This window comes from Pseudomonas sp. NPDC087803 (assembly GCF_044742995.1).
In the GTDB taxonomy this organism is placed as follows: domain Bacteria; phylum Pseudomonadota; class Gammaproteobacteria; order Pseudomonadales; family Pseudomonadaceae; genus Aquipseudomonas.
Genome location: NZ_JBIUVO010000022.1, coordinates 42,528 through 64,794, shown reverse-complemented (window position 1 = coordinate 64,794; position 22,267 = coordinate 42,528). Strand labels below are relative to the sequence as shown.

20 protein-coding genes are annotated in these 22,267 nt (G+C 61.5%); 13 read left to right on the top strand and 7 right to left on the bottom strand.

What is annotated here, in order from left to right:
* On the top strand, positions 1-2,167 hold a 2,167-nt coding region (locus tag ACIOUG_RS14225), incomplete at its 5' end, for a malate synthase G (RefSeq protein ID WP_401066422.1).
* A 191-nt stretch (positions 2,168-2,358) separates the two neighbouring features.
* Here ACIOUG_RS14225 and ACIOUG_RS14220 read toward each other — a convergent pair.
* Complete coding sequence (locus ACIOUG_RS14220; RefSeq protein WP_401066420.1) at positions 2,359-2,805, bottom strand: response regulator; 447 nt, start codon at positions 2,803-2,805, stop codon at positions 2,359-2,361.
* Positions 2,806-3,064: 259 nt separating this feature from the next.
* Between ACIOUG_RS14220 and ACIOUG_RS14215 the strand changes: the two genes are divergently transcribed.
* From ACIOUG_RS14215 to ACIOUG_RS14180, 8 genes are all read left to right on the top strand, one after another.
* Positions 3,065-4,999, top strand: a complete 1,935-nt coding sequence (locus ACIOUG_RS14215) for a DUF294 nucleotidyltransferase-like domain-containing protein (protein WP_401066418.1) — start codon at positions 3,065-3,067, stop codon at positions 4,997-4,999.
* A complete protein-coding gene (locus ACIOUG_RS14210) occupies positions 4,996-5,703 on the top strand; it encodes a PolC-type DNA polymerase III (RefSeq protein WP_096797574.1) in 708 nt (235 codons plus the stop codon). Before ACIOUG_RS14215 ends, ACIOUG_RS14210 begins: the two co-directional genes overlap by 4 nt.
* Positions 5,704-5,918: 215 nt before the next feature.
* Positions 5,919-6,437, top strand: a complete 519-nt coding sequence (locus tag ACIOUG_RS14205) for an RNA polymerase sigma factor (protein WP_401066426.1) — start codon at positions 5,919-5,921, stop codon at positions 6,435-6,437.
* Positions 6,434-7,405, top strand: a complete 972-nt coding sequence (locus tag ACIOUG_RS14200) for a FecR domain-containing protein (protein ID WP_401066416.1) — start codon at positions 6,434-6,436, stop codon at positions 7,403-7,405. The genes ACIOUG_RS14205 and ACIOUG_RS14200 overlap by 4 nt, the downstream gene beginning before the upstream one ends.
* Positions 7,406-7,639: 234 nt before the next feature.
* Positions 7,640-10,078, top strand: a complete 2,439-nt coding sequence (locus ACIOUG_RS14195) for a TonB-dependent siderophore receptor (protein WP_401066414.1) — start codon at positions 7,640-7,642, stop codon at positions 10,076-10,078.
* Positions 10,079-10,152: 74 nt separating this feature from the next.
* Positions 10,153-11,277 carry a PepSY-associated TM helix domain-containing protein gene (locus tag ACIOUG_RS14190; RefSeq protein WP_401066412.1) on the top strand — a complete coding sequence of 375 codons (1,125 nt, stop codon included), beginning with the start codon at positions 10,153-10,155 and terminating at the stop codon, positions 11,275-11,277.
* The gene (locus ACIOUG_RS14185; RefSeq protein WP_401066411.1) at positions 11,274-11,453 is read left to right on the top strand and encodes a hypothetical protein; all 180 of its coding nucleotides are present in this window, start codon (positions 11,274-11,276) and stop codon (positions 11,451-11,453) included. The genes ACIOUG_RS14190 and ACIOUG_RS14185 overlap by 4 nt, the downstream gene beginning before the upstream one ends.
* A gap of 173 nt (positions 11,454-11,626) precedes the next feature.
* On the top strand, positions 11,627-12,256 hold the full coding sequence (locus ACIOUG_RS14180) for a glutathione S-transferase (RefSeq protein ID WP_401066409.1): 630 nt from the start codon (positions 11,627-11,629) through the stop codon (positions 12,254-12,256).
* 199 nt (positions 12,257-12,455) lie between these two features.
* On the opposite strand, the gene creD is transcribed toward ACIOUG_RS14180, so the two are convergent.
* Positions 12,456-13,826 carry a cell envelope integrity protein CreD gene (gene creD, locus ACIOUG_RS14175; protein ID WP_401066408.1) on the bottom strand — a complete coding sequence of 457 codons (1,371 nt, stop codon included), beginning with the start codon at positions 13,824-13,826 and terminating at the stop codon, positions 12,456-12,458.
* 143 nt (positions 13,827-13,969) lie between these two features.
* Here creD and ACIOUG_RS14170 point away from each other — a divergent pair, with 143 nt between their 5' ends.
* Entirely contained in the window at positions 13,970-14,980 is a 1,011-nt protein-coding gene (locus ACIOUG_RS14170; RefSeq protein ID WP_401066406.1) for an acyltransferase family protein, read from the top strand.
* Between the two features lie 18 nt (positions 14,981-14,998).
* On the opposite strand, the gene creC is transcribed toward ACIOUG_RS14170, so the two are convergent.
* From creC to ACIOUG_RS14155, 3 genes are all read right to left on the bottom strand, one after another.
* Positions 14,999-16,417 carry a two-component system sensor histidine kinase CreC gene (creC, locus tag ACIOUG_RS14165; protein WP_401066405.1) on the bottom strand — a complete coding sequence of 473 codons (1,419 nt, stop codon included), beginning with the start codon at positions 16,415-16,417 and terminating at the stop codon, positions 14,999-15,001.
* Positions 16,417-17,097, bottom strand: a complete 681-nt coding sequence (gene creB / locus ACIOUG_RS14160; protein WP_401066403.1) for a two-component system response regulator CreB — start codon at positions 17,095-17,097, stop codon at positions 16,417-16,419. Before creB ends, creC begins: the two co-directional genes overlap by 1 nt.
* A gap of 68 nt (positions 17,098-17,165) precedes the next feature.
* Positions 17,166-17,669: an ATP-dependent zinc protease gene (locus tag ACIOUG_RS14155; protein WP_401066402.1), complete on the bottom strand. Its 504-nt coding sequence runs from the start codon at positions 17,667-17,669 to the stop codon at positions 17,166-17,168.
* Positions 17,670-17,978: 309 nt separating this feature from the next.
* Here ACIOUG_RS14155 and ACIOUG_RS14150 point away from each other — a divergent pair, with 309 nt between their 5' ends.
* Positions 17,979-18,866, top strand: coding sequence for an acyltransferase (locus tag ACIOUG_RS14150; protein ID WP_003228950.1), 888 nt, complete (start codon positions 17,979-17,981; stop codon positions 18,864-18,866).
* A gap of 1 nt (position 18,867) precedes the next feature.
* On the opposite strand, the gene ACIOUG_RS14145 is transcribed toward ACIOUG_RS14150, so the two are convergent.
* Entirely contained in the window at positions 18,868-19,425 is a 558-nt protein-coding gene (locus ACIOUG_RS14145; RefSeq protein WP_007962589.1) for a DUF2780 domain-containing protein, read from the bottom strand.
* A 147-nt stretch (positions 19,426-19,572) separates the two neighbouring features.
* Here ACIOUG_RS14145 and ACIOUG_RS14140 point away from each other — a divergent pair, with 147 nt between their 5' ends.
* A complete protein-coding gene (locus ACIOUG_RS14140) occupies positions 19,573-20,208 on the top strand; it encodes an RNA polymerase sigma factor (RefSeq protein WP_401066400.1) in 636 nt (211 codons plus the stop codon).
* Positions 20,205-20,879 carry an anti-sigma factor domain-containing protein gene (locus ACIOUG_RS14135; RefSeq protein ID WP_401066398.1) on the top strand — a complete coding sequence of 225 codons (675 nt, stop codon included), beginning with the start codon at positions 20,205-20,207 and terminating at the stop codon, positions 20,877-20,879. The genes ACIOUG_RS14140 and ACIOUG_RS14135 overlap by 4 nt, the downstream gene beginning before the upstream one ends.
* A gap of 118 nt (positions 20,880-20,997) precedes the next feature.
* On the opposite strand, the gene fdhA is transcribed toward ACIOUG_RS14135, so the two are convergent.
* Positions 20,998-22,197 carry a formaldehyde dehydrogenase, glutathione-independent gene (fdhA, locus tag ACIOUG_RS14130; protein WP_103484819.1) on the bottom strand — a complete coding sequence of 400 codons (1,200 nt, stop codon included), beginning with the start codon at positions 22,195-22,197 and terminating at the stop codon, positions 20,998-21,000.
* Positions 22,198-22,267 lie beyond the last annotated feature (70 nt).

Below are 22,267 nucleotides of genomic sequence, written 5' to 3'. Positions count from 1 at the left end.
CCATCAAGTCGGTGCCCTGCAGGCCGCCAAAGTCCCGAACGACTTCGTGAACAACGAAGCCATTCCCGGTACCGGCCTCACCGCCGAAAAATTCTGGGAAGGTGCCGACAAGGTCATTCATGACCTGGCGCCGAAGAACAAAGCCCTACTCGCCAAACGCGATGACTTCCAGGCTCGTCTTGATGCCTGGCACCAGGAACACGCCGGTCAGGCGCACGACGCCGTGGCCTATAAGGCCTTCCTGCAAGAAATCGGTTATCTGCTGCCAGAAGCGGCTGATTTCCAGGCAACGACGCAAAACGTCGATGATGAAATCGCCCGTACCGCCGGCCCGCAACTCGTGGTGCCAGTAATGAACGCCCGCTTCGCCCTCAACGCCTCGAACGCCCGCTGGGGTTCGCTGTACGACGCCCTCTACGGCACCGACGCGATCAGCGAAGACGGTGGCGCGGAAAAAGGCAAAGGCTACAACAAGGTGCGTGGCGACAAAGTCATCGCCTTCGCCCGTGCGTTCCTCGATGAAGCGGCACCCCTGGCTGCCGGCTCCCACGTCGATTCGACCGCTTACAAGATTGTTGACGGCAAACTGCTGGTCACCCTCAAGGGCGGCAGCAACACCGGCCTGCGCAACGATGCACAGTTGATCGGCTTCCAGGGCGATGCCAATGCGCCGATCGCGATCTTGCTGAAGAACCACGGTCTGCATTTCGAAATCCAGATCGACGCCAGCACCCCGGTCGGCCAGACCGATGCCGCCGGCGTCAAAGACATCCTGATGGAAGCGGCACTGACCACCATCATGGACTGCGAAGACTCCGTGGCCGCCGTCGATGCCGACGACAAAGTGGTGATCTACCGCAACTGGCTCGGCCTGATGAAGGGCGACCTGTCCGAAGAAGTTGCCAAGGGCGGCCAGACCTTCACCCGCACCATGAACCCGGATCGCACCTACACCAAGGTCGATGGCAGTGAACTGACCCTGCACGGTCGCTCGCTGTTGTTCGTGCGTAACGTCGGTCACCTGATGACCATCGACGCGATCCTCGACAAGGACGGCAACGAAGTACCGGAAGGCATCCTCGACGGTCTGGTGACATGCCTGGCGGCGATGCACAACCTCAACGGCAACACCTCGCGCAAGAACACCCGCACCGGCTCGGTCTACATCGTTAAACCGAAGATGCACGGCCCGGAAGAAGCGGCGTTCACCAACGAGTTGTTCGGCCGCATCGAAGACGTGCTGGGCCTCAAGCGCAACACGCTGAAGGTCGGGATCATGGACGAGGAGCGCCGCACCACGGTCAACCTCAAGGCCTGCATCCAGGCTGCCAGCGAGCGCGTGGTGTTCATAAACACCGGTTTCCTCGACCGCACTGGCGATGAAATCCACACCTCCATGGAAGCCGGCCCGATGGTGCGCAAGGCCGACATGAAGGCCGAGAAGTGGATCGGCGCCTACGAGAACTGGAACGTCGATATCGGTCTGAGCACCGGCCTGCAAGGTCGTGCACAAATCGGTAAAGGCATGTGGGCGATGCCCGACCTGATGGCGGCGATGCTCGAACAGAAAATCGCTCATCCGCTGGCCGGTGCCAACACCGCCTGGGTGCCATCGCCGACCGCGGCTGCGCTGCACGCGCTGCATTACCACAAGGTCGACGTGTTTGCCCGTCAGGCCGAACTGGCCAAGCGTGCCCGTGCTTCGGTGGACGACATCCTGACCATCCCGCTGGCGGTCAACCCAAGCTGGACGCCGGAGCAGATCAAGAACGAACTGGACAACAACGCCCAGGGCATTCTCGGTTACGTGGTGCGCTGGATCGACCAGGGCGTGGGTTGCTCGAAGGTGCCGGACATCAATGACGTCGGCCTGATGGAAGACCGTGCAACGCTGCGGATCTCCAGCCAGCACATCGCCAACTGGCTGCGCCACGGTATCGTTACCGAAGCGCAAGTGATGGAAAGCCTCAAGCGCATGGCGCCGGTGGTCGACCGGCAGAACGCCAACGACCCGCTGTACCGTCCGCTGGCACCGAACTTCGACAGCAACATCGCCTTCCAGGCGGCGGTCGAACTGGTGATCGAAGGCACCAAGCAGCCGAACGGCTACACCGAGCCGGTGCTGCACCGTCGTCGTCGCGAGTTCAAGAAGGCCAACGGCCTGTAACTCGCGCTGAATGCCGGACATGAAAAAGCCCTGATCTTGCGATCAGGGCTTTTTCTTTGGAAAGCAAAATCAAAAGATCGCAGCCTTCGGCAGCTCCTACAGGTGATTTCATGTAGGAGCTGCCGAAGGCTGCGATCTTTTGATCTCATGTAGGAGCTGCCGAAGGCTGCGATCTTTTGATCTGCAAAAAGTCAGGGATCAATGCCCAATTCGTGTTTGACCAGCCCCAGCAACTTCGCCGTATCAATCGGCTTGAGCAGAAAATCCACCACGCTCAAATGCATCGCGGCAATCGCATCTTTCACATCGGCATCGCCGGAAACAATGATGATCGGCAACGCCGCTCGCTCCGACTCACGCACCTGCCGAATCAGGTCGAGGCCATCGACGTTGCCCATGCGCAGATCAGTGATCACCAGGCCGATCGAGGGTTTTGCCTCGAGCATCTTCAGCGCGGTTTCACCGCTGGCGGCGGTCATGCAGTGAATGCCATCCAACGCGAGTATCTCCGACAACAGCTCCCGGGCGTCCTTGTCGTCATCGACGATCAGTACACGCTGCGGCGGCAGGTCGGGTTCGAGCATTACAGCGCTGAGCGCTTCACGCTCGGCGTCGCTCAAAATATCGTGGTCGGACATGGCGTTCTCTAAGTTTTCAAATCAATCACCTGGCACAGTCGTCAGACATCGCTAAGCAGAGCTTCAATGTGCACTTCGTCGGATTTTTTTCCAAGAGGCTGGCGGGAGAATTTCCGACTGTTTTTGTAGGGCACTTCCCAAATGTGCCCAACGGCATGGCAAACCTAGACTTACGTCCAATGGGCACCCCGCGCGCAGGGGCCGACCATGGCTGCAACGATCCGACAACAACAATTCAAAAAAGACTGCGGTAATGGTTATGAGTAAAGCGGACGCCTTCACCCAGGCAGGGAAAACCGCGGTGTTGCAGAACATTCAGGGCACCCTGCAATTCCTCCAGCGCTTCCCGCCCTTCAATCAGATGGAACACGCCCACCTGGCTTATCTGGTGGAGCAATGTCAGCTGCGTTTCTACGGTCAGGGCGAGAGCATCATCAAGCCCGCCGACGGGCCGGTCGAATATTTCTACATAGTCAAACAGGGCCGGGTGGTCGGCGAACGCCAGCACATCAGCCGACCCGGCACCGAAACCACCTTCGAGATCACCACCGGGGAATGCTTCCCGCTGGCCGCGCTGATTGGCGAACGGGCGACCCGTACCGAACATCTGGCCAGCGAAGACACCTTCTGCCTGCAACTGAACAAACCGGCGTTCATCAAGCTGTTCGCCCTGTCCAACAGCTTCCGTGACTTCGCCTTGCGCGGGGTCAGCAGCCTGCTCGATCAGGTCAACCAGCAAGTCCAACAGAAAGCCGTGGAAACCCTCGGCACCCAGTACTCGCTGAATACCCGCCTCGGCGAATTGGCCATGCGCCATCCGGTGACTTGCAGCCCGGACACACCGTTGCGCGAAGCGGTGAAGCTGATGCACGAGCAACAGGTCGGCAGCATCGTTGCGGTGGATGAACACAAGGCGCCGCTGGGGATCTTCACCCTGCGTGACCTGCGCGAAGTGGTCGCCAATGGCAGCGGTGATTTCAGCGAAACCATCGAGCGGCACATGACCTGTTCGCCGTTCTTTCTGTCGCCCGATCACAGCGCTTTCGACGCGGCGATTGCCATGACCGAACGGCACATCGCCCATGTGTGTCTGGTCAAGGATCAGCGTCTGTGTGGCGTGGTTTCCGAGCGCGACCTGTTCTCGCTGCAACGGGTCGATCTGGTGCATCTGGCCCGGACCATCCGCAGTGCGCAGCGCATCGAGCAACTGGTGAGCCTGCGCGGCGAGATCGGCCAACTGGTCGAACGCATGCTGGCCCACGGTGCGTCGTCGACGCAGATCACCCACATCATCACCCTGCTCAACGACCACACCGTGTGCCGGGTGATCGAACTGACCCTCGCCGAAAAAGGCGATCCCGGCGTACCGTTCAGTTGGTTGTGTTTCGGCAGCGAGGGCCGGCGCGAACAGACCCTGCACACCGATCAGGACAACGGCATTCTGTTCGAAGCGCGGGACGCGGCGCACGCGGCGGAGATTCGCGGCAAGCTGCTGCCACTGGCCCAGCAGATCAACCAGAGCCTGGCGCAGTGCGGCTTCAGCCTGTGCAAGGGCAACATCATGGCCGGCAACCCTGAGCTGTGCCTGTCCCGGGCGGAATGGGCGCGGCGCTTTGCGGCGTTCATCCGCGAGGCGACGCCGGAGAACCTGCTCGGTTCGAGCATTTACTTCGACCTGCGAGTGGTCTGGGGCGACGAAAAAGGCTGCGCGCAACTGCGCCGGGGGATTCTCGATCAGGTCGGCGACAACCGTTTGTTCCAGCGCATGCTGGCCGAGAACGCCCTGCGCAATCGTCCGCCGGTGGGGCGTTTCCGCGAATTTGTGCTGGCGCGCAAGAACGGCGAGAAAGCCACCCTTGATCTCAAAGTCCAGGGCCTGACGCCCTTCGTCGACGGCGCACGCCTGTTGGCGCTGGCGCATGGCATCGAAACCAACAACACTCTGGAGCGCTTGCGTCAGTTGGTCGAGAAAGAGGTGATCGAACGTCTCGACGGCGCCGCCTATGAAGAGGCCTACCATTTCATCCAGCAGACCCGCATGCAGCAACACCAGATCCAGACGCGGGAAAATCTGCCCTGGTCGAACCGGGTCGATCCCAACAGCCTCAATCATCTGGACCGGCGCATCCTGCGTGAATCCCTGCGCCAGGCCCAGCGCCTGCAAAGCAGCCTGGCCTTGCGGTATCAGCTATGAGCTTGTTCTCGTGGCTGCGGCCGGCCAGCCCTCTGCTGTCGGCAGACCTGCAACAGCGTCTGGCGAAGTTGCCGGCGATCAGTGAACTGAAAGAATGCAGTCTGCGCGAACAGCGTTGGGTGGTGCTCGATCTGGAAACCACCGGGCTCAACCTGAACAAGGATCGCGTGCTGTCGATCGGCGCGGTGGTGATCGAGGACGGCGCGATCGACTTCAGCCAGCAGTTCGAGCGCACCCTGCAATGCCGGGAGCTGAAGCTCAGCCCCAGTGTGTTGATTCATGGCCTGGGGCCGAACGCGATTGCTGCCGGCAGCGACCCGGCTGAGGCATTGCTGGAATTGATGGAATACATCGGCGACAGCCCGGTGCTGGCGTTTCATGCGCCCTTCGATCAGCACATGCTCGGACGGGCATTGAAAGAACACTTGGGTTACAAGCTGCAGAATGTGTTTCTGGATGTCGCGGACATGGCGCCGCTGTTGTGCCCACAGGCGAATATCCGTGAGGCCGGGCTGGATGAGTGGATCGACTGGTTCAGGCTGGAGGTGTTCGAGCGGCACAACGCGAGCGCCGATGCGCTGGCCACAGCGGAACTGGCGTTGATCCTGTTCAGCCGGGCGCGGCAGCAGCAGATTCATAGTCCGTTGAATCTGCAACAGCGCTTGAGTCAGTGGAAACGCCGACAGCAGGCGCCTTCCTTCTAGACTTGCAGCCGAACCACATCCCCTGTAGGAGCTGCCGAAGGCTGCGATCTTTTGATCTTGTTTTTAAAAGCGAGATCAAAAGATCGCAGCCTTCGGCAGCTCCTACAGAGTCCACATTAACTTCACCCGACCAGTGGCCAATTGCTAACCATTCCCACCTCTGCGAGAATCGCGAACAATTCTCGTTGGTTAACATTTCCCAATCGGTGCGTCTGGTGTCGTCAGTCCCAAGCCCTCACAGTGAACTCGTCGGTGCGTTGTATCGCGACCATCGCGGTTGGCTGTTGAGCTGGCTGCGGCGCAATGTGGCGTGCCCGCAACGGGCCGAAGACCTGAGCCAGGACACCTTCGTGCGTCTGCTCGGTCGCGATGAGCTGCTGACGCCGCGCGAACCGCGAGCGTTTCTGGTGGCGATCGCCAAAGGCCTGCTGTTCGACTACTTCCGCCGCGCTGCGCTGGAGCAGGCTTACCTCACTGAACTGATGCTGATCCCCGAAGGCGAACAACCTTCGGTGGAAGAACAGCAACTGATCCTCGAAGACCTCAAAGCCATCGACCGTCTGCTCGGCAAACTGTCGACCAAGGCCCGCGCCGCTTTCCTATATAACCGCCTCGACGGCCTCGGCCATGCCGAAATCGCCGTGAAGCTCGGTGTCTCGGTGCCGCGCGTGCGGCAGTACCTCGCGCAGGGCATTCGCCAGTGCTACATCGCCCTGTACGGTGAGCCGACATGAATCCGGCCAGCTCCAAACCGGTCTCGGCTCAAGTGCTGGACGCGGCGATTGCCTGGCAGTTGTCGCTGGATTCCGGCAGTCCACTGGAGCGCGAAGAGTTCGCCAAGTGGCACGCAGCCAATGAAGAACACGCCCGCGCCTGGCGCCAGTTGGGCATGCTCGATCAGCGGTTCAGCGTCGCCAACGGCCCGGCCCGCGCCGCTTTGCTGCAATCGCGCGAAGGCATTCGGCGGCGTGTGCGCAAGCTCGGCAGCGGACTGGCCAGCGTGGTGGCGGTGATCGGTCTGGCGTTGTTTGCCGGTGATCACTACTTGCCGCTGGATTACTGGCTCGCCGATCAACGCACCGCCACCGGTGAGCAGCGCACGGTGCGGCTGGCCGATGGCACCGTGCTCAATCTCAACACCCACAGCGCGGTGGATGTGCGCTTCGATGCCAGGCAGCGGCTGATCGTATTGCAGGCAGGCGAGATCATGGTCGAGACCGGTCACGGCGATGCGCGGCCGTTCATCGTCGAGACCCGCGAAGGCAGCATGCGCGCGCTGGGCACGCGGTTTCTGGTCAAGCGGGAAGACCAGGGCACGCGCCTGAGCGTCCTGCAATCGGCGGTGGCAGCGCATCCGCAAAGTCATCCTGAAGAGCAGATCCTGCGCGAAGGCCAGCAAGTGCTGATCCGTAATGACCGCCTCGACGCGGTCGCCGCGCTCACGCCCGGCGCCGATGCCTGGACCCGCGGCATGCTGGTAGTGGACAACGCGCGGCTGGAAGACCTGGTGCATGAACTCGGTCGCTACCGCCGCGGGCATCTGGGCGTGGCGCCGGAAGTCGCTGACCTGCGCATCACCGGCAGCTTCCCGCTGCACGACACCGACAAGGCCCTGAGCGCCCTGCTGCCGACCCTGCCGGTGCAGATCGAGCAGCACACGCCGTATTGGGTCACGGTGGCGAAGGCTGATACCAAGCCTTAAAAAATTCGTTGTCAGGGAAATAGCTATCGCGAGCAGGCTCACTCCTACAGTAGGAATGCGTTCCCCCTGTAGGAGTGAGCCTGCTCGCGATAGGGCCACCCGCAGCACTCGAAAATTCCGAATCGGCCGTCCCACTCCCAGTTAATCAAAATTATTTTCATCCAGCCCTATCACTTTTCGATTCTCGTCCGGCACACAGGCAATTGAGAAATATTTCCATTCAGGAGCCTTCGCATGTCCCGTTCGCTAGACACCTTGTTGCGCCCCAGTCTGCTGGCCGTCGCCATCGCCCTCGGCGCACCGCTACTCAGCAGCCCGTTGCTCGCCGCTGAACAGGCCTCCAGCGTGCGCGCCTACAACCTGCCGGCGGCGCCGCTGTCGACCACCCTTAACCAGATCGCCAGCCAGGGCGGCCTGGCACTGTCGTTGAACCCGTCGCTGGCGGCGGGCAAGACCTCGGCGCCGGTCAGCGGCCAATACGATGCCGCCGGCGCGCTGCGTGCTGCGCTGCGTGGCACCGGTCTGCAACTGGAACAAAGCAGCACCGGCACTTACACCCTGGTGGCGGTGCCGGAAGGGACACTGGCGCTGCCGGAAACCGCAGTCATCGGCGTGGAAAACCTGGAAACCGCCTGGGGCCCGGTCGAAGGCTACACCGCCACCCGCACTGCCGCCGGCACCAAGACCGACACCGCGCTGGTCGAAGCCCCGCGCTCGATCTCGGTCGCCACTCGCCAGCAAATGGATGACCGCAGCGTGCACAGCCTCGATGACGCCGTGCGTTACATGCCGGGCATCACCGCCAGCAGCTACGGCAGCGACACCCGTATCGACTGGTTGCGCGTGCGCGGTTTCGAGCCGACCCAGTTCCTCGATGGCCTGCCGCTGCCAAAAGGCGTGTACGCCAACCCGAAACCGGAAACCTGGAACCTCGATCGCCTCGCCCTGCTGCGCGGTCCGGCCTCTTCCGTCTACGGCCAGACCCCGCCGGGCGGCCTGTTGGACATGGTCAGCCGCCGCCCGAGCAGCGACGCCAGCAGTGAAATCCAGTTGCAGTACGGCAGCGACAACCACCGTCAGATCAACTTCGCCAGCACCGGCAAGATCGACGACGCCGGCCAGTTCCTCTACGGCATCAGCGGCGTGGTGCGCGACAGCGACACGCAGATCGATCACATCGAGAACAAGCGCTACAACATCGCTCCGAGCCTGACCTGGAACATCGACGACGACACCAAATTCACTCTGCTCAGCCAGTTCACCCGCGACGATACCGGGGTCACCAGCCAGTTCTACCCGATCCAGGGCACCAAGATCGATATGCCGTTCGGCAAGATTTCCCATCACAAGAACCTCGGTGATCCTGACTACGACTACTACGACCGCACCTACTACGCGCTCGGTTATGCCTTCGAGCATCGCCTGAACGACGTGTGGCAGTTCAAGCAGAACCTGCGCTACACCAAATCGGACCTGGCGTTCCAGACCGTCACCGTCAACAGCTACAACCCATCGTTCGCCGGTTTCACCGTGGACGATCAGGGCAATGTCGGTCGCGGCACCACCAACGTCGACGAGGACATCAGCCAGTTCGCCGTGGACAACAACTTCCAGGCCGACTTCGCCACCGGCGACATCCGCCACACCCTGCTGCTCGGTCTCGATCACCAGCGCAGCAACACCAACTACACCTCCATCTTCGGCAGCGCGCCGGACATCAACGTCAACAACCCGATCTACGGCCAGACGATCGTCCGTCCACCACGTTCCTCGGCGTTCTACGATTACGACCAGAAGACCTACCAGACCGGCCTGTACGCGCAGGACCAGATGGCCCTCGATCAATGGCGTCTGACCCTGGGCGGCCGGGAAGACTGGGTGCACACCAGCACGCAGTTCATCAACAAGGGCGACGCCACCAACACCCAGCGCGACAAGAACTTCAGCGGCAACGCAGCGCTCAGCTATGTGTTCGATTCGGGCTTCGTGCCCTACCTGTCATACGCCGAATCCTTCCAGCCAACCAGCGGCGCCGACGCCACGTCCACCGGTTCGCTCAAGCCGACCGAAGGCAAGCAGTGGGAACTGGGCATCAAGTACCAGCCACCGGGCAGCAAAACCCTGCTGAGCGCGGCGGTATATGACTTGACCCAGAAGAACGTCGCGGTCAACACCATCGTCAACAACGTGACCATCACCAGCCAGACTGGCGAAGTGAAAGTCAAAGGCCTGGAGCTGGAAGCGGTTTCGGACGTCACCGATAACCTGAAAGTCATCGCCGCCTACACCCTGGCCAAATCCGAAGTGCAAAAAGGCGTCGACAAGGGCAACCGCCTGCAACTGATGCCTAACCAGCAAGCTTCGCTGTGGACCGACTACACCTGGCACAGCGGCGTACTCGACGGCTTCGGCATCGGCGGTGGCGTGCGTTACACCGGCAACACGTACGGCGACAAGGCCAACACCTGGCTGGGCAAGGCAGATGCCTACACCGTGTTCGACGCCTCGGTGCATTACGACCTCGGCCGCCTGGACAACAGCCTCAAAGGTGCATCGGTCGCGGTCAACGCCACCAACCTGTTCGACAAGGACTACATCTCCACCTGCGACGGCTTCTACTGCTACTACGGCGACCAGCGCAGCGTCATCGCCAGCGCCACCTACAAGTGGTAAGCGCGTGAGCTGAAACAGGCCCTGTAACCTGGCCGTCCCTCGTGGACGGCTTTGGTGTTTTTGAAGGTCATGAAATGAAAAGTAAAACAATCCGCCGCTGGTCGTACATTCACACCTGGACCAGCCTGATCTGCACCGTGTTTCTGCTGCTGCTGGCGTTGACCGGCCTGCCGCTGATCTTCCATCACGAGATCGAGCATTTGCTTGGCGATGCCCCGCAAGTGCGCGAGATGCCCACCGACACGCCGCGCCTGAATCTGGCGCAACTGGTCGAGGCCGCCGAGAAACATCGTCCCGGCGAAGTGGTGCAGTACTTCGGTTTCGAAGACGACGAACCCAACGCCGTGCTGACGATCATGGCGAAAACCGCCGGCACCGAACCGAACTCGTCGCACACCTTCATGCTCGACGCGCGTACCGGTGAAGCGCTGGAAACCCCGTCGGCCAATGGCGGGCTGATGCTGTTCATCCTGCGCCTGCACGTCGACATGTTCGCCGGGTTGCCAGGCAAGCTGCTGCTGGCATTCATGGGCCTGCTGTTTGTGGTCGCGATCATTTCCGGGACGGTGTTGTACCTGCCATTCATGCGCCGCTTGCAGTTCGGCACCGTGCGTCACGACAAGTCCACCCGCCTGCGCTGGCTCGACCTGCACAACCTGATCGGTGTCGTCACCCTGACCTGGGCGCTGGTGGTCGGTGTCACCGGCGTGATCAGTGCCTGTGCCGACCTGATCATCGCCGCGTGGCGCAACGACACGCTGACCGCCATGGTCGCGCCCTATCGCGATGCCCCGCCGCTGACCCGACTGGCCCCGGCCACCCGCCTGCTCGACATCGCCCGCGACGTGGCACCGGGGATGAACCCGGATTTCATCGCCTTCCCCGGCACGCGGTTTTCCAGCGAGCATCATTATTCAGTCTTCATGAAGGGCGGCACGCACCTGACCTCGCACCTGCTGACGCCGGTACTGATCGACGCCAGTACCCTGCAAGTCACCGCCGTCGGTGAACGTCCGTGGTACATGGACGCCATGGGCATGTCCCAGCCGCTGCACTTCGGCGACTACGGCGGCATGCCGATGAAAATCCTCTGGGCGACCCTCGACGTGCTGACGATCATCGTCCTCGGCAGCGGCGTGTACCTCTGGGTGGTGCGGCGCAAAGCGGCGAAACCGCTGTCGTCGGAGGCTGCTGCATGAAGCCGCGTCAGAGCAATTTCTGGAAGGTCTTCAGCACACCGCTGGTGATCGCGCTGCTGAGTGCGGCGGGGTTGTTTTCGGCGTTGCTGGGGGACGGGATCTGGGATGCATTGAGCTGGGTCGGGCTGGGTGTTCCGGCATTTCTGGCCATTAGAGGTTTATTGCCGCGAAGCTAAAGATCACTGTCGGAGTGAGCCTGCTCGCGATAGCGCACTCCCATTCAACTTCATCGTCGACTGACCTGCCGCGATCGCGAGCAGGCTCACTCCTACAAGGGGCTGTGCAGGGCTTGAGCAAGCCGAGTAACACGCTATGCTCCTCGCTCACTGTCCTGACCGAGACCCTGCCAATGTCCGCCCCCAGCATGACCCTGTTCCACAACACGCTCTCCCCGTTCGTGCGCAAAGTGATGGTGCTGCTGCACGAGACCGGCCAGCAGGATCGCGTCGCCCTGCAAGACTGCGTCCTCAGCCCGGTCAGCCCGGACGCTGCGCTCAACGCCGACAACCCGCTGGGCAAGATCCCGGCCCTGCGCCTGGCCGACGGCAGCGTGATCCATGACAGCCGCGTGATTCTCGAATACCTCGACCAGCAGCACGTCGGCAATCCACTGATCCCTCGCGAAGGTGCGGCCCGCTGGCGGCGTCTGACCCTGGCGTCGATGGCGGACGGGATCATGGACGCCTCGGTGATGGTGCGTTACGAACTGGTGCTGCGCGCCCCGGAAAAACACTGGGATGAATGGCTCGACGCCCAGCGCGAGAAGATTCGTCGCGCCCTGGCCTATCTGGAAAGTGATGCCATTGCCGAGCTGACCAGCCATTTCGACGTAGCGGCGATCAGCGTCGCTTGTGCACTGGGTTACATCGATCTGCGCCATCCGGATCTGGACTGGCGCAGCGCCAATCCACAACTGGCCAACTGGTATTTCGACGTGAGCCAGCGACCGTCGATGGTCGCCACCATGCCCAAGCCTTAAGGCTGCGGCGCCTGTTCCGGCCTCATCGCTGGCAAGCCAGCTCCCACAATGGATTTGCGTATGACAGAGATCTCTGTTTCAGCACAAATCCTGTGGGAGCTGGCTTGCCAGCGATGGCACCAACTCGCATCCAAAGGCAGAAACCCGACAATCCGCGTCACCAGTGCTTCCTTCCAGCGCTGATCCTCACGCAACCCGCTCATTGCATCGCCCCCACATCAAATTCCAGCGGCTTGGCCGGTTTCTGCCCGATCCCGTACCAGTCGAGTTCGCGCGTCAGCACCATGAACACCCCGAGCAGGCCGAACAACAGCAGCGAGCCCATCAGCAGCGCGTAATCCTCGGCGCTCAGCAGGCCATACAGCAGGCCATACAACGCCGCCAATCCCACAGAAAAACTCAAACCATGACGCACGCTGTGCAGCACGTGGCAGACATAAAACCCGATCAACAACACACAGCCACTGGCCGACAGCAGATACGCCAGGGCAAAGCCGATGTGCTCCGACAACGACAGCAGCAACAGGTAGAAGAACGCCAGCGCCACCCCGACCAACGCGTATTGCACCGGGTGTACCGCGAGGCTCTTGAGCACTTCGAACAGGAAGAAACCGGCGAACGTCAGGACGATAAACAACAGCGCATATTTGATCGCCCGATCACTCTTCAGATACTGATCCACCGGATCAATGAAACTCACGCCAAAACTGCGCCCGCTGAACGCCTCGCAGTCGTTGCCCATGACGCACCGGCTCATGGCTTCTTGCAGGTTGGTGGAGAAGAACGTGGTCTGCCAATCGGCGCTGAACCCCTGATCACTGATCTCGCGTTTGCCCGGCAAGAATTTGCCGACAAAGCTGGGATGCGGCCAGTTGGCGGCAAGGCTGACGTGGCTGGTCTTGCCCACAGGCAACACTTGCAGCGAACCGGTGCCCTGCAGGCGCAGGTCGAAACCGAAGGTCAGCTCTGTGGCGTTGCGGGTGTCCAACGCCGGCAACGTGACCCGCACGCCCTCGCCGAGCCAGCCCACCTGAGTACCGGGCACGAAGTCCAGGCGTTGGCCGTCGAGTTCCAGTTTCAGGGCGTTTTCGATGCCACGAATATCGCTGATGCCCACCGCCAGAAACGGTGCATCGAACTGGTAATCGGCAAAGTCTTCCTTGATCCCCAACTGAGCGGGCAAAGAGAAATGCCCATTGATGCGATTGTCGGCGTGAAACAGCCGCGCCTCGTAAATACCGCGATTGCGCAGCTCGGTCTGCACCTGGCCGTCGAGTTCAAAGCGCTCCGGCAGAAAGTACAGCCGACCACGCTCTTCGCCGAGCTCTTCGTAGCGCTGGCTGGTTTTCTCGTTGGTCTTCCAGGTACGCACCACCTTGCGATAAGGCACCACCATCACCGGCCCGCTCAATTGCTGGCTGTAGCTGGAACTGCGGGCGATGTCTTCCAGCACGCCATCGCGCCGTTGCTGGCGGTCGTCGATGATGCCGTCGATCATCAGCAGCGGGATCAGCAACAGCAGGATCAGCAGGGCAATCGCCCCCAGTTTTATCATCAGACTTCGGTTCATGAAAACGCTCCCTTGTTGGAATGAAGCGAGTCTGAAAGTGTTATGTGGGTTTGTTGTGGGGGTTGTGTGGGCATTGTGTGGAAATACCTGTAAAAGGCTTTTCCTCATCAACACTGCCAATGTTCAAAGAAAGGACCGACACGTTGCGCAACAACTCATTCGATTTGATCAGGCACATCGCGGCACTCATGGTGCTGGTCAGCCATCACTTTGCGCTTTGGGGGCTGCCGGAGCCAGGTATCGCCGGCTTCAACTCGCTGGGCGGGATCGCCGTGACCGCGTTCTTTGCGATCTCCGGCCTGCTGATCACCCGCAGCTTCGTCAATTCCACAAGCTTTACCGACTACCTGACCAAGCGCGTTGCCCGCATATTTCCGGCACTGATGCTCTGCGCCTTCGCGATGACTTATATTGCCGGCGCACTCTTTGCCGAAGGCTATGTCACAGGCTCAAGTGCAGCGCTCGACTTCTTGCGCATCTCGGTTTTCGGTCGGGCCACCATCGAACAGATTACCGATGGATTTATCTTCAACGAGTCCTTCAATGGCAGCCTCTGGACGCTGAAAATCGAATTCGGCTTTTACTTGCTGCTGGCGGCGGCTCTCGGTCTGTATAGAAAAGCCCTGTTGCCATGGATCCTGCTGACGGGGTTTGCCGTGGCAACGTATGTCTTGAGTAGTGCAGTGTCCGGCGCCATGGCACAAAAACTGGCGACCTACTGCGGTGCTGGTATCGCCTTCTTTGCCGGTTCGGTGATCGCCTTTCACAAACAGTACCTCAGCGAAACCCGTATTCTGGCACTCGCTCTGGCAGCGGGGAGCGGCTTGATCTGCTTCAGTGTCGGCACGCCAATGGTCACGGTGCTGGCGACGCTGGGTTGTGCTCTGGTCACGCTCAGCCTGGGCCTGCTTTACGTCGACAAAAGTATCCGGGGCCGATTCGATATTTCTTACGGAATCTATCTGTATGCGTTCCCAGTACAACAACTGGTCATCAACAAATCAAACCTGACCTTCGTCCCGTCCATGCTCGTATCAGCATTGATCGTGATCGCACTGGCCATCATCTCCTGGCACCTGGTTGAGCAACCGGCGTTGCGGTTTGCCCATCGGACAAAGCGTCAGCGCACGACGCAGGCATCGCCTCAATCCTGAACTTGAGCCCGCCGCTTTTCAGGGCAGGCTCAACATTGCCTGCACCCCACCCGGGACGTTGCTGACCGACAGTTGACCGCCATGCAACTTGGCGACTTCTGCGACAAAGTTGAGGCCAAGCCCGGTGCTCTTGCGCCCACTGTCCGGACGCGGCAACGAGTAAAACCGTTCGCTCAAACGCGGCAAGGCGTACTCGGGAATCGCCGCCGCTTCGTTGAACAAGCGCAACTCGACCTGCTCCCCCACGCGCTCGGCACTGAAGCGCAGCAACCCGGCGACCGGGGTGAAATCCAGCGCATTCTCCAGCAGATTGCCCAATGCCTGACGCAGCAGAAACGGCTCGCCGATCAGTAGCAGATCCGGCGCAATCGTCTGCTCGACCTTGAGCCGCCGCCCCTCGATCCGCGCCGCCTGCGCCTGCAACAATTCGTCGACCAGTCCTGCCAGTGGCACCGCCACCCGTTCCTCAAGACCCTGGCGCTGTTCGACTTGCGCCAGATTCAACAGGCGCTCGATCAACTGCTGCATCCGCGCACTTTCACTGTCGATGTTGCCGACAAAGCGCAGGCGCTGAATCGCTGGCATCTCATCCTGCAGCAACTCCGCGGCACCGCGAATCGCCGCCAGCGGACTCTTCAACTCATGAGTCAGGGTGTGCACGTAGCGTTCGACGTAGGCCTTGCCTTCGAGCTGGGTGCGCATCTGCTCAACCGCTGTGGCCAGTTGCTCCAGCTCGCCGCCACGGTAATGCGGCACTTCCACTCGCCGGCCTTCGCTCACCGCCTGCGCATACCCGGTCAAACGGTGCAGCGCGCGGCTCAGCCACCACGACAGCAAAGCGCCGAACAACAGGCCGAGGCCGATTAGCCCGGCACCGTAAAACAACAAGCGCCGCTCGGTGCGATCGACATAAGGCTGCAAGGAACTGTTGGGTTTGGCCACGGTAACCACGCCAATGATCCGGCCGTTATCGCGGATTGGCGCGCCGACGTGCATCACCGAGGACGCCGGGTCGTTCGGATCGCTGCGGGTCGAGCGCGCGCCGTATTCGCCGCGCAGGGTCAGGTAGACGTCGTTCCAGCGCGAGTAATCCTGCCCGACCGCCACCCCGCTGGAATCCAGCACCACGATGCCTTTGGCGTCGGTGACGTAGATGCGATGGTTGACCTGGTTTTTCGGCAAGCCCCAAATGGTCGCCTGTGGCTGGCGCTCACCGTAGGCGCGCAGCAATTCGGGCCAGCGGTTCTCGCTGAGCGTGCCGGCCTTGAAATCATCACGGAGAATTTCCGCCATCAGGTTGGCGGTGTCGACCAGGGTTTCTTCGGTGGACTGGCGCACGCCGGGGCGGATTTCTTCCATCACCGTGTTGAGCACGAAGTAACCGGTCAGGCCGACAAACAGCACATACACCAGAAAAATCCGCAGCCCCAGCGACATCAGCTGTGCCCCGGGCTGTAGCTGTAACCGAGGCCGCGATGGGTCTGGATCGGCTCGGCATCGGCCCGCACCAGGCGCAGTTTGGCGCGCACGCTCTTGATGTGGCTGTCGATGCTGCGCTCGTAGCCGACGTCGGCGGCAACCCCCAGCGCGTCGAGCAATTGCTCGCGGCTGAACACCCGCTGCGGTTGTTCAAGCAGGCATTGCAACAGGCGGAATTCGTGGCGGGTCAGGCTCAATGGCTGGCCCCGGTAGGTGATCAACACGCGCTCGGAGTCGATGCGAAAAAGCGCCGAGGAGGTCTCGATAACCGCTCTTGGCGCCATGCGCTTGAGAATCGCCCGAACCCGCGCCGCGACTTCGCGCGGGCTGAACGGCTTGACCACGTAATCGTCGGCGCCGATCTCCAGCCCCACCACGCGGTCGATCTCGGCGTCCCGGGCACTGAGGAACAGCACCGGCACTTCACTGAAGCGCCGCAGCTGTTTGCAGGTTTCAAAACCGCTGATGTCCGGCAGGCCGATATCGAGAATGATCAAGTCGGCCGGGGTCTGCCGTTGATGCTCCAGCGCCGCCGCGCCGAGGCTCAGCCACGTGGTGGTGAACCCCTCGCCCTGCAGGGCAAAAATCAGCGTGTCGGCAATCGCCGCTTCGTCTTCGACAATCAGGATATGAGGCATGGCGTCCGAGCCCATGGGTTAAGTGCGCGAACGGTGCCCCAAGCCTGACCTTACGTCAATGAGACCACTTAGCAGTCCGGCTTGTCGGCGGTGAAACGCCGCGCCGGGTTCACTGCCGCGCCGAACTCGCGCAGGGCCTTGGCACCGATCAGCAGCGGGTAGTTGAAGTTGCTGCGGTCGGTCAGGTTGACCTCAACGGTACGCTTGACGTTACCCAGACACAGTTCCAGATCGACCACCGGGCGCTTGGCGACTTCGGTGCTGTCGCCCTCGTCCTCTTCATCCGATCGGCTTTTGATCTTGCTGATCCGCGCGACCTTGTGTTCGTAGACCTTGTTGTTGGCGTCCTTGGTGCCGAGGCGGAAACGCACCCAGTTCTCGCCGTCGCGGGTGAAGGTCTCGATGTCCTTGGCCGACAGCGAGGCGGTCAGCGCGCCGGTGTCCATCTTGGCCTTGAGCACCTCACCACCGATTTCCGGCAGCGCGATGTATTCGTAACGCCCGTACAGGGTCGGCTCGGCGGCCATGACCGGCAGGGCGACGAGGGCAAACAGTGCAAGGAGGGATTTCACGTAAGGGGCTTCCTTGGAAAATGAGGGCGTCAGACGCGAGATTTTAGACAGCCATTGGGCAATTCGTTCGCCCTGAATCCGCCTTCGCGAGCAAGCCCGCTCCCACAGGGGTCGGGGATCTGTTGAAGATGGCATGCACACTGAAGATCCACTGTGGGAGCGGGCTTGCTCGCGAAGAGGCCAGCCCTGCCAGCACAGTAATCAGCTCCAGCATAGCCAGCCAAAAGTGAAACATTCGTCACCATCAATTTGGCCTGTCGCCCGAAGCCACTTATCATGGCGCGCCCATCCGCCTTCATAGAGTTGCTTATGCGCCGCCTGCTCACCGGCTGTTTCGTCACCCTGCTGCTGTTGCTCAACACCCTGATCCTGATCGGGCCATTGCTGGTCTTTGCCCTGCTCAAACTGATTGCGCCGGGGCGCTGGCGCGATTACGCCTCGTGGGCGGTGATGTGGATCGCCGAGACCTGGGCGGAAATCGACAAGCTGATCTTTCGCCTGTGCATTCCCACCCAATGGGACATTCGTGGCGGTGAAAACCTGCGCGGCGACACCTCGTATCTGGTGGTCAGCAACCACCAGTCGTGGGTCGACATTCCGGCGCTGATCCAGACCCTCAACCGCCGCACGCCATTCTTCAAATTCTTCCTCAAGAAAGAACTGATCTGGGTGCCATTCCTCGGTCTGGCGTGGTGGGCGCTGGATTACCCGTTCATGAAGCGCTACAGCAAGGCGTTTCTGGCCAGGCACCCGGAGCTGGCGGGCAAGGATCTGGAAATCACCCGACAGGCCTGCGAGCTGTTCAAGCGCCAGCCAGTGACCGTGGTGAATTATCTGGAAGGCACCCGCTACACCGCCGCAAAAAGCGCACAGCAGCAGTCACCGTTCAAGCATCTGCTCAAACCCAAGGCGGGTGGCGTGGCGTTTGTTCTGGCGGCGATGGGCGAACAGCTGGATGCGCTGCTCGACGTGACCGTGGTCTATCCACAGCAGAAGATTCCGGGGTTCTGGGATTTGATCAGCGGCAGCGTGCCGCGGGTGATCGTCGACATCCAGACCCGCGAACTCGACCCGGCGCTGTCGCAGGGCGATTACGAAAACGACCCGCTGTTTCGCCAGCAAGTCCAGAACTGGGTCAACCAGCTCTGGACCGAGAAGGATCAGCGCATCAGCCAACTGCGCGGCGAGCGCGGCTGAATCAGCTACCGGTGCCGGCGCCCCAGATGCTGCCCAGGCTCTGCAGAATCGGGCCGCCGACACCTTGATCACCCAGGTACTTGAGCAGCACCGGGGCAAACTGGCCGACCATGCCGCTGTCCATGCCCAAGGCACCGAAGGCATTGTTCAGGTCGCTGGTGTTCTTCACATTGCCCAGCGCATTTTCCAGCCCGGCTGACTTGCCCGACGAGCCAAGCAAGCCGCTCAACGCCGCCAGGTTACCGCTGCCGCCCGACAATTTGTCGATGCCCGGCACTTCTTTGGCCAACTGCGAATAATCGGTGCTGCTCAATTGGTTCTTGGCCAGGCCAAGCATGGCGCTGGTGCCACCGACGGCTTGCTGCGGCGTAACACCGAGACCGGTGACCGCTTGCAGCAAACCGGCGGTTTCCGAGGTCGGCGCGGCGGCGGTGGCAGCGTTGCCACCCTGCATGCTCGAAGCCGCTTTGGTCACGTCGTCCAGACTGAAGCCGGCGAACACCGGGCTCGCTGCAAGGGTCATCAGTGAAGCCAAGGCAATACCGCGTGAAATCTTCATTCAGACATCCTCTTGCGCTGTGGTGACCGCCCTCGATAGGCGGCAAAACTGCCGATTTGACCGGGTTTCAACCGGCATGTTCCTCGCCGGCGCATCCATTTTCAGCATAGCCACGTATATAAAACGTGAAACCGCGGATAACCCGAGATGAATGGCACAAGCGCTGTCGCTGAACTAGCCTGTGAACAGCCCGAGCAGCGCCCTCGTCGCCCGCCCATTGCCTGGAGAACCGTCATTTCCATCGCCGACCACGATCAGTTGCGCCAGCTGTTGGCCCAGTGCTCACTGGGCGACCGTGGTGCATTCGAAACGCTCTATCGCAGCGTTGGCCCGCGCCTGCACGGCGTGGCCCTGCGCTTCATGGGTCGGACGGATCTGGCCGAAGAAGTGTTGCAGGAAAGCTTCGTGCGTATCTGGAACAACGCCTCGCGCTACGAAGCCCATTTGTCGGCGCCGCTGACCTGGATGATCAACATCACCCGCCATCAGGCCATCGACCAGTTGCGCAAACAGCGCGAGCGGCCGCTGACCGACTTCGAACAGGACACCCTGCCGGACGAAGGCCCTACGGCTCACGATCTGTTGAACAGCAGCCGCGAAGCCAGCGCGTTGCACCGTTGCCTGGACACCCTCGACGGCATGCAGCGCCAGTCGATCAGCGTCGCCTACTTCCAGGGCCTGTCGTGCACAGAACTCGCCGAGCACCTGGCCGCCCCGCTGGGTTCGGTGAAGTCGTGGATTCGTCGCGGCATGGAGCGTCTGCGCAGGTGCCTTGAATCATGAACTACCAGACCCCCACCCTGCGCCGCGCCCTCGCTGCCGATTACGCCATCGGCCTGATGTCGGCGGCAGCGCGCAGGCGCTTTGAACAATTGCTGCTGGAGGACGCGGCACTGCGAACCGAGTTGGCGCAGTGGCAGGAGAGCCTGGCCAGCCTTACCGAAACGCTGCCGGAGCAAGCGGTGCCGGATCGGGTGTGGCAAGGCATCACCGCACGCATCGAACCGCAAGTGCTGCACGTCCCGGAAAAACGTCCGTTCTGGAACTGGCTGCGGGTCACCGCCGCGCTGTGTTCGATCGTGGTGCTGGTGTTCCTCGGTTCGCTGTACAACCGCGACGACGCCCGCTACCGCGCCACCCTGCTGAGCGCCGACGCGCAACCGGCGCTGAAAGTCGAGGCGCATGCCGATTATCTGCAGGTCGAACCGCTGACACTGGCGGCAGTCGGACCGGATCGCAGCCTGGAATTGTGGGCGATACCGGCGGATGGCAAGCCGATTTCGCTGGGTGTGATTCCGCTGGGGGGCAAAGGCAAAGTCGAGCTCAGCGAGGCGCAGAAAGTCTTGATCGGCCAGCCGATTGCGCTGGCGGTGAGTCTGGAACCCAAGGGTGGCTCGCCGACCGGACAGCCGACCGGGCCGGTGCTTTACCAAGGCGCTTTGGCAGCCCTCTGATTGCCTAAAGTCAAAAGATCGCAGCCTTCGGCAGCTCCTACACCGATCCCTGTAGGAGCTGCCGAAGGCTGCGATCTTTTGATCTGAAAACAGCGACCCGAAGGTCGCCGTTCAATCATCACGCCGCACTGAACAACCGATGCGGATCGATCACAAACTTCTTCGGCACACCGGCATCGAACTCGCCGTAACCTTCCGGCGCCTGATCGAGGCTGATGACTTGCACGCCGACCACTTCGGCGATGTTGATGCGGTCCCACATGATCGCCTGCATCAGCTGGCGGTTGTACTTCATCACCGGGGTCTGGCCGGTGTGGAAGCTGTGGGATTTGGCCCAGCCCAGACCGAAGCGGATGCTCAGGCTGCCCATTTTCGCGGCGGCGTCCACGGCACCCGGATCTTCGGTCACGTACAGGCCCGGGATACCGATCTTGCCGGCGACACGCACCACGCCCATCAGCGAGTTGAGCACGGTGGCCGGGGCTTCGGATTTCACCCCGTCATGCCCGTGGCCGCGCGCTTCGAAGCCCACGCAGTCGACTGCACAATCGACTTCCGGCTCGCCCAGCAACTCGGCGATCTGCTCGTGCAGCGGCGTGTCCTTGGACAGGTCGACCACCTCAAAACCCTGGGCCTTGGCGTGCGCCAGGCGGATGGTGTTGACGTCGCCGATGATCACCACCGCCGCCCCCAGCAAACGCGCCGAAGCCGCAGCGGCCAGGCCGACCGGGCCGGCACCGGCGATGTAAACCGTGCTGCCCGGACCAACGCCCGCCGTCACCGCGCCGTGATAGCCGGTCGGCAGAATGTCGGAGAGGCAGGTCAGGTCGCGGATTTTCTCCATGGCCTTGTCGCGATCCGGCAGTTTCAGCAGGTTGAAGTCGGCGTACGGCACCAGCACGTACTCGGCCTGACCGCCAGTCCAGTCGCCCATGTCGACATAACCGTAAGCACCGCCGGCACGGGCCGGGTTGACGGTCAGGCAGACGCCGGTGTGTTGTTCCTTGCAGGAACGGCAGCGCCCGCAAGCCACGTTGAACGGTACGGAGACCAGGTCGCCGATTTTCAGGTTCTCGACGTCGGATCCCTTTTCGATCACTTCGCCAGTAATTTCATGGCCCAGCACCAGACCGGTCTGCGCCGTGGTCCGGCCGCGCACCATGTGCTGGTCGGAGCCACAAATGTTGGTAGAGACCACACGCAGGATCACCCCGTGCTCGATCTTCCTGCCGCGCGGGTCCTGCATTTTCGGATAGTCGATTTTCTGCACTTCGACCTTGCCAGCGCCGAGATACACCACACCACGATTGCCAGACATGCTTTCACCTCGCTGTTGTTTTTATGGAACCGCGTTGCCCAGGCAGGCAGCGCGTTAAGTGCTCGGGTAC

Excerpts from the sequence above, each read along its gene's own strand:
- ACIOUG_RS14220 (WP_401066420.1), bottom strand. The coding sequence starts at position 2,805 with ATGTCCGACCACGATATTTTGAGCGACGCCGAGCGTGAAGCGCTCAGC.
- ACIOUG_RS14215 (WP_401066418.1), top strand. The coding sequence starts at position 3,065 with ATGAGTAAAGCGGACGCCTTCACCCAGGCAGGGAAAACCGCGGTGTTG.
- ACIOUG_RS14210 (WP_096797574.1), top strand. The coding sequence starts at position 4,996 with ATGAGCTTGTTCTCGTGGCTGCGGCCGGCCAGCCCTCTGCTGTCGGCA.
- ACIOUG_RS14200 (WP_401066416.1), top strand. The coding sequence starts at position 6,434 with ATGAATCCGGCCAGCTCCAAACCGGTCTCGGCTCAAGTGCTGGACGCG.
- ACIOUG_RS14195 (WP_401066414.1), top strand. The coding sequence starts at position 7,640 with ATGTCCCGTTCGCTAGACACCTTGTTGCGCCCCAGTCTGCTGGCCGTC.
- ACIOUG_RS14190 (WP_401066412.1), top strand. The coding sequence starts at position 10,153 with ATGAAAAGTAAAACAATCCGCCGCTGGTCGTACATTCACACCTGGACC.
- ACIOUG_RS14185 (WP_401066411.1), top strand. The coding sequence starts at position 11,274 with ATGAAGCCGCGTCAGAGCAATTTCTGGAAGGTCTTCAGCACACCGCTG.
- ACIOUG_RS14180 (WP_401066409.1), top strand. The coding sequence starts at position 11,627 with ATGTCCGCCCCCAGCATGACCCTGTTCCACAACACGCTCTCCCCGTTC.
- creD (WP_401066408.1), bottom strand. The coding sequence starts at position 13,826 with ATGAACCGAAGTCTGATGATAAAACTGGGGGCGATTGCCCTGCTGATC.
- creC (WP_401066405.1), bottom strand. The coding sequence starts at position 16,417 with ATGTCGCTGGGGCTGCGGATTTTTCTGGTGTATGTGCTGTTTGTCGGC.
- creB (WP_401066403.1), bottom strand. The coding sequence starts at position 17,097 with ATGCCTCATATCCTGATTGTCGAAGACGAAGCGGCGATTGCCGACACG.
- ACIOUG_RS14150 (WP_003228950.1), top strand. The coding sequence starts at position 17,979 with ATGCGCCGCCTGCTCACCGGCTGTTTCGTCACCCTGCTGCTGTTGCTC.
- ACIOUG_RS14145 (WP_007962589.1), bottom strand. The coding sequence starts at position 19,425 with ATGAAGATTTCACGCGGTATTGCCTTGGCTTCACTGATGACCCTTGCA.
- ACIOUG_RS14140 (WP_401066400.1), top strand. The coding sequence starts at position 19,573 with ATGAATGGCACAAGCGCTGTCGCTGAACTAGCCTGTGAACAGCCCGAG.
- ACIOUG_RS14135 (WP_401066398.1), top strand. The coding sequence starts at position 20,205 with ATGAACTACCAGACCCCCACCCTGCGCCGCGCCCTCGCTGCCGATTAC.
- fdhA (WP_103484819.1), bottom strand. The coding sequence starts at position 22,197 with ATGTCTGGCAATCGTGGTGTGGTGTATCTCGGCGCTGGCAAGGTCGAA.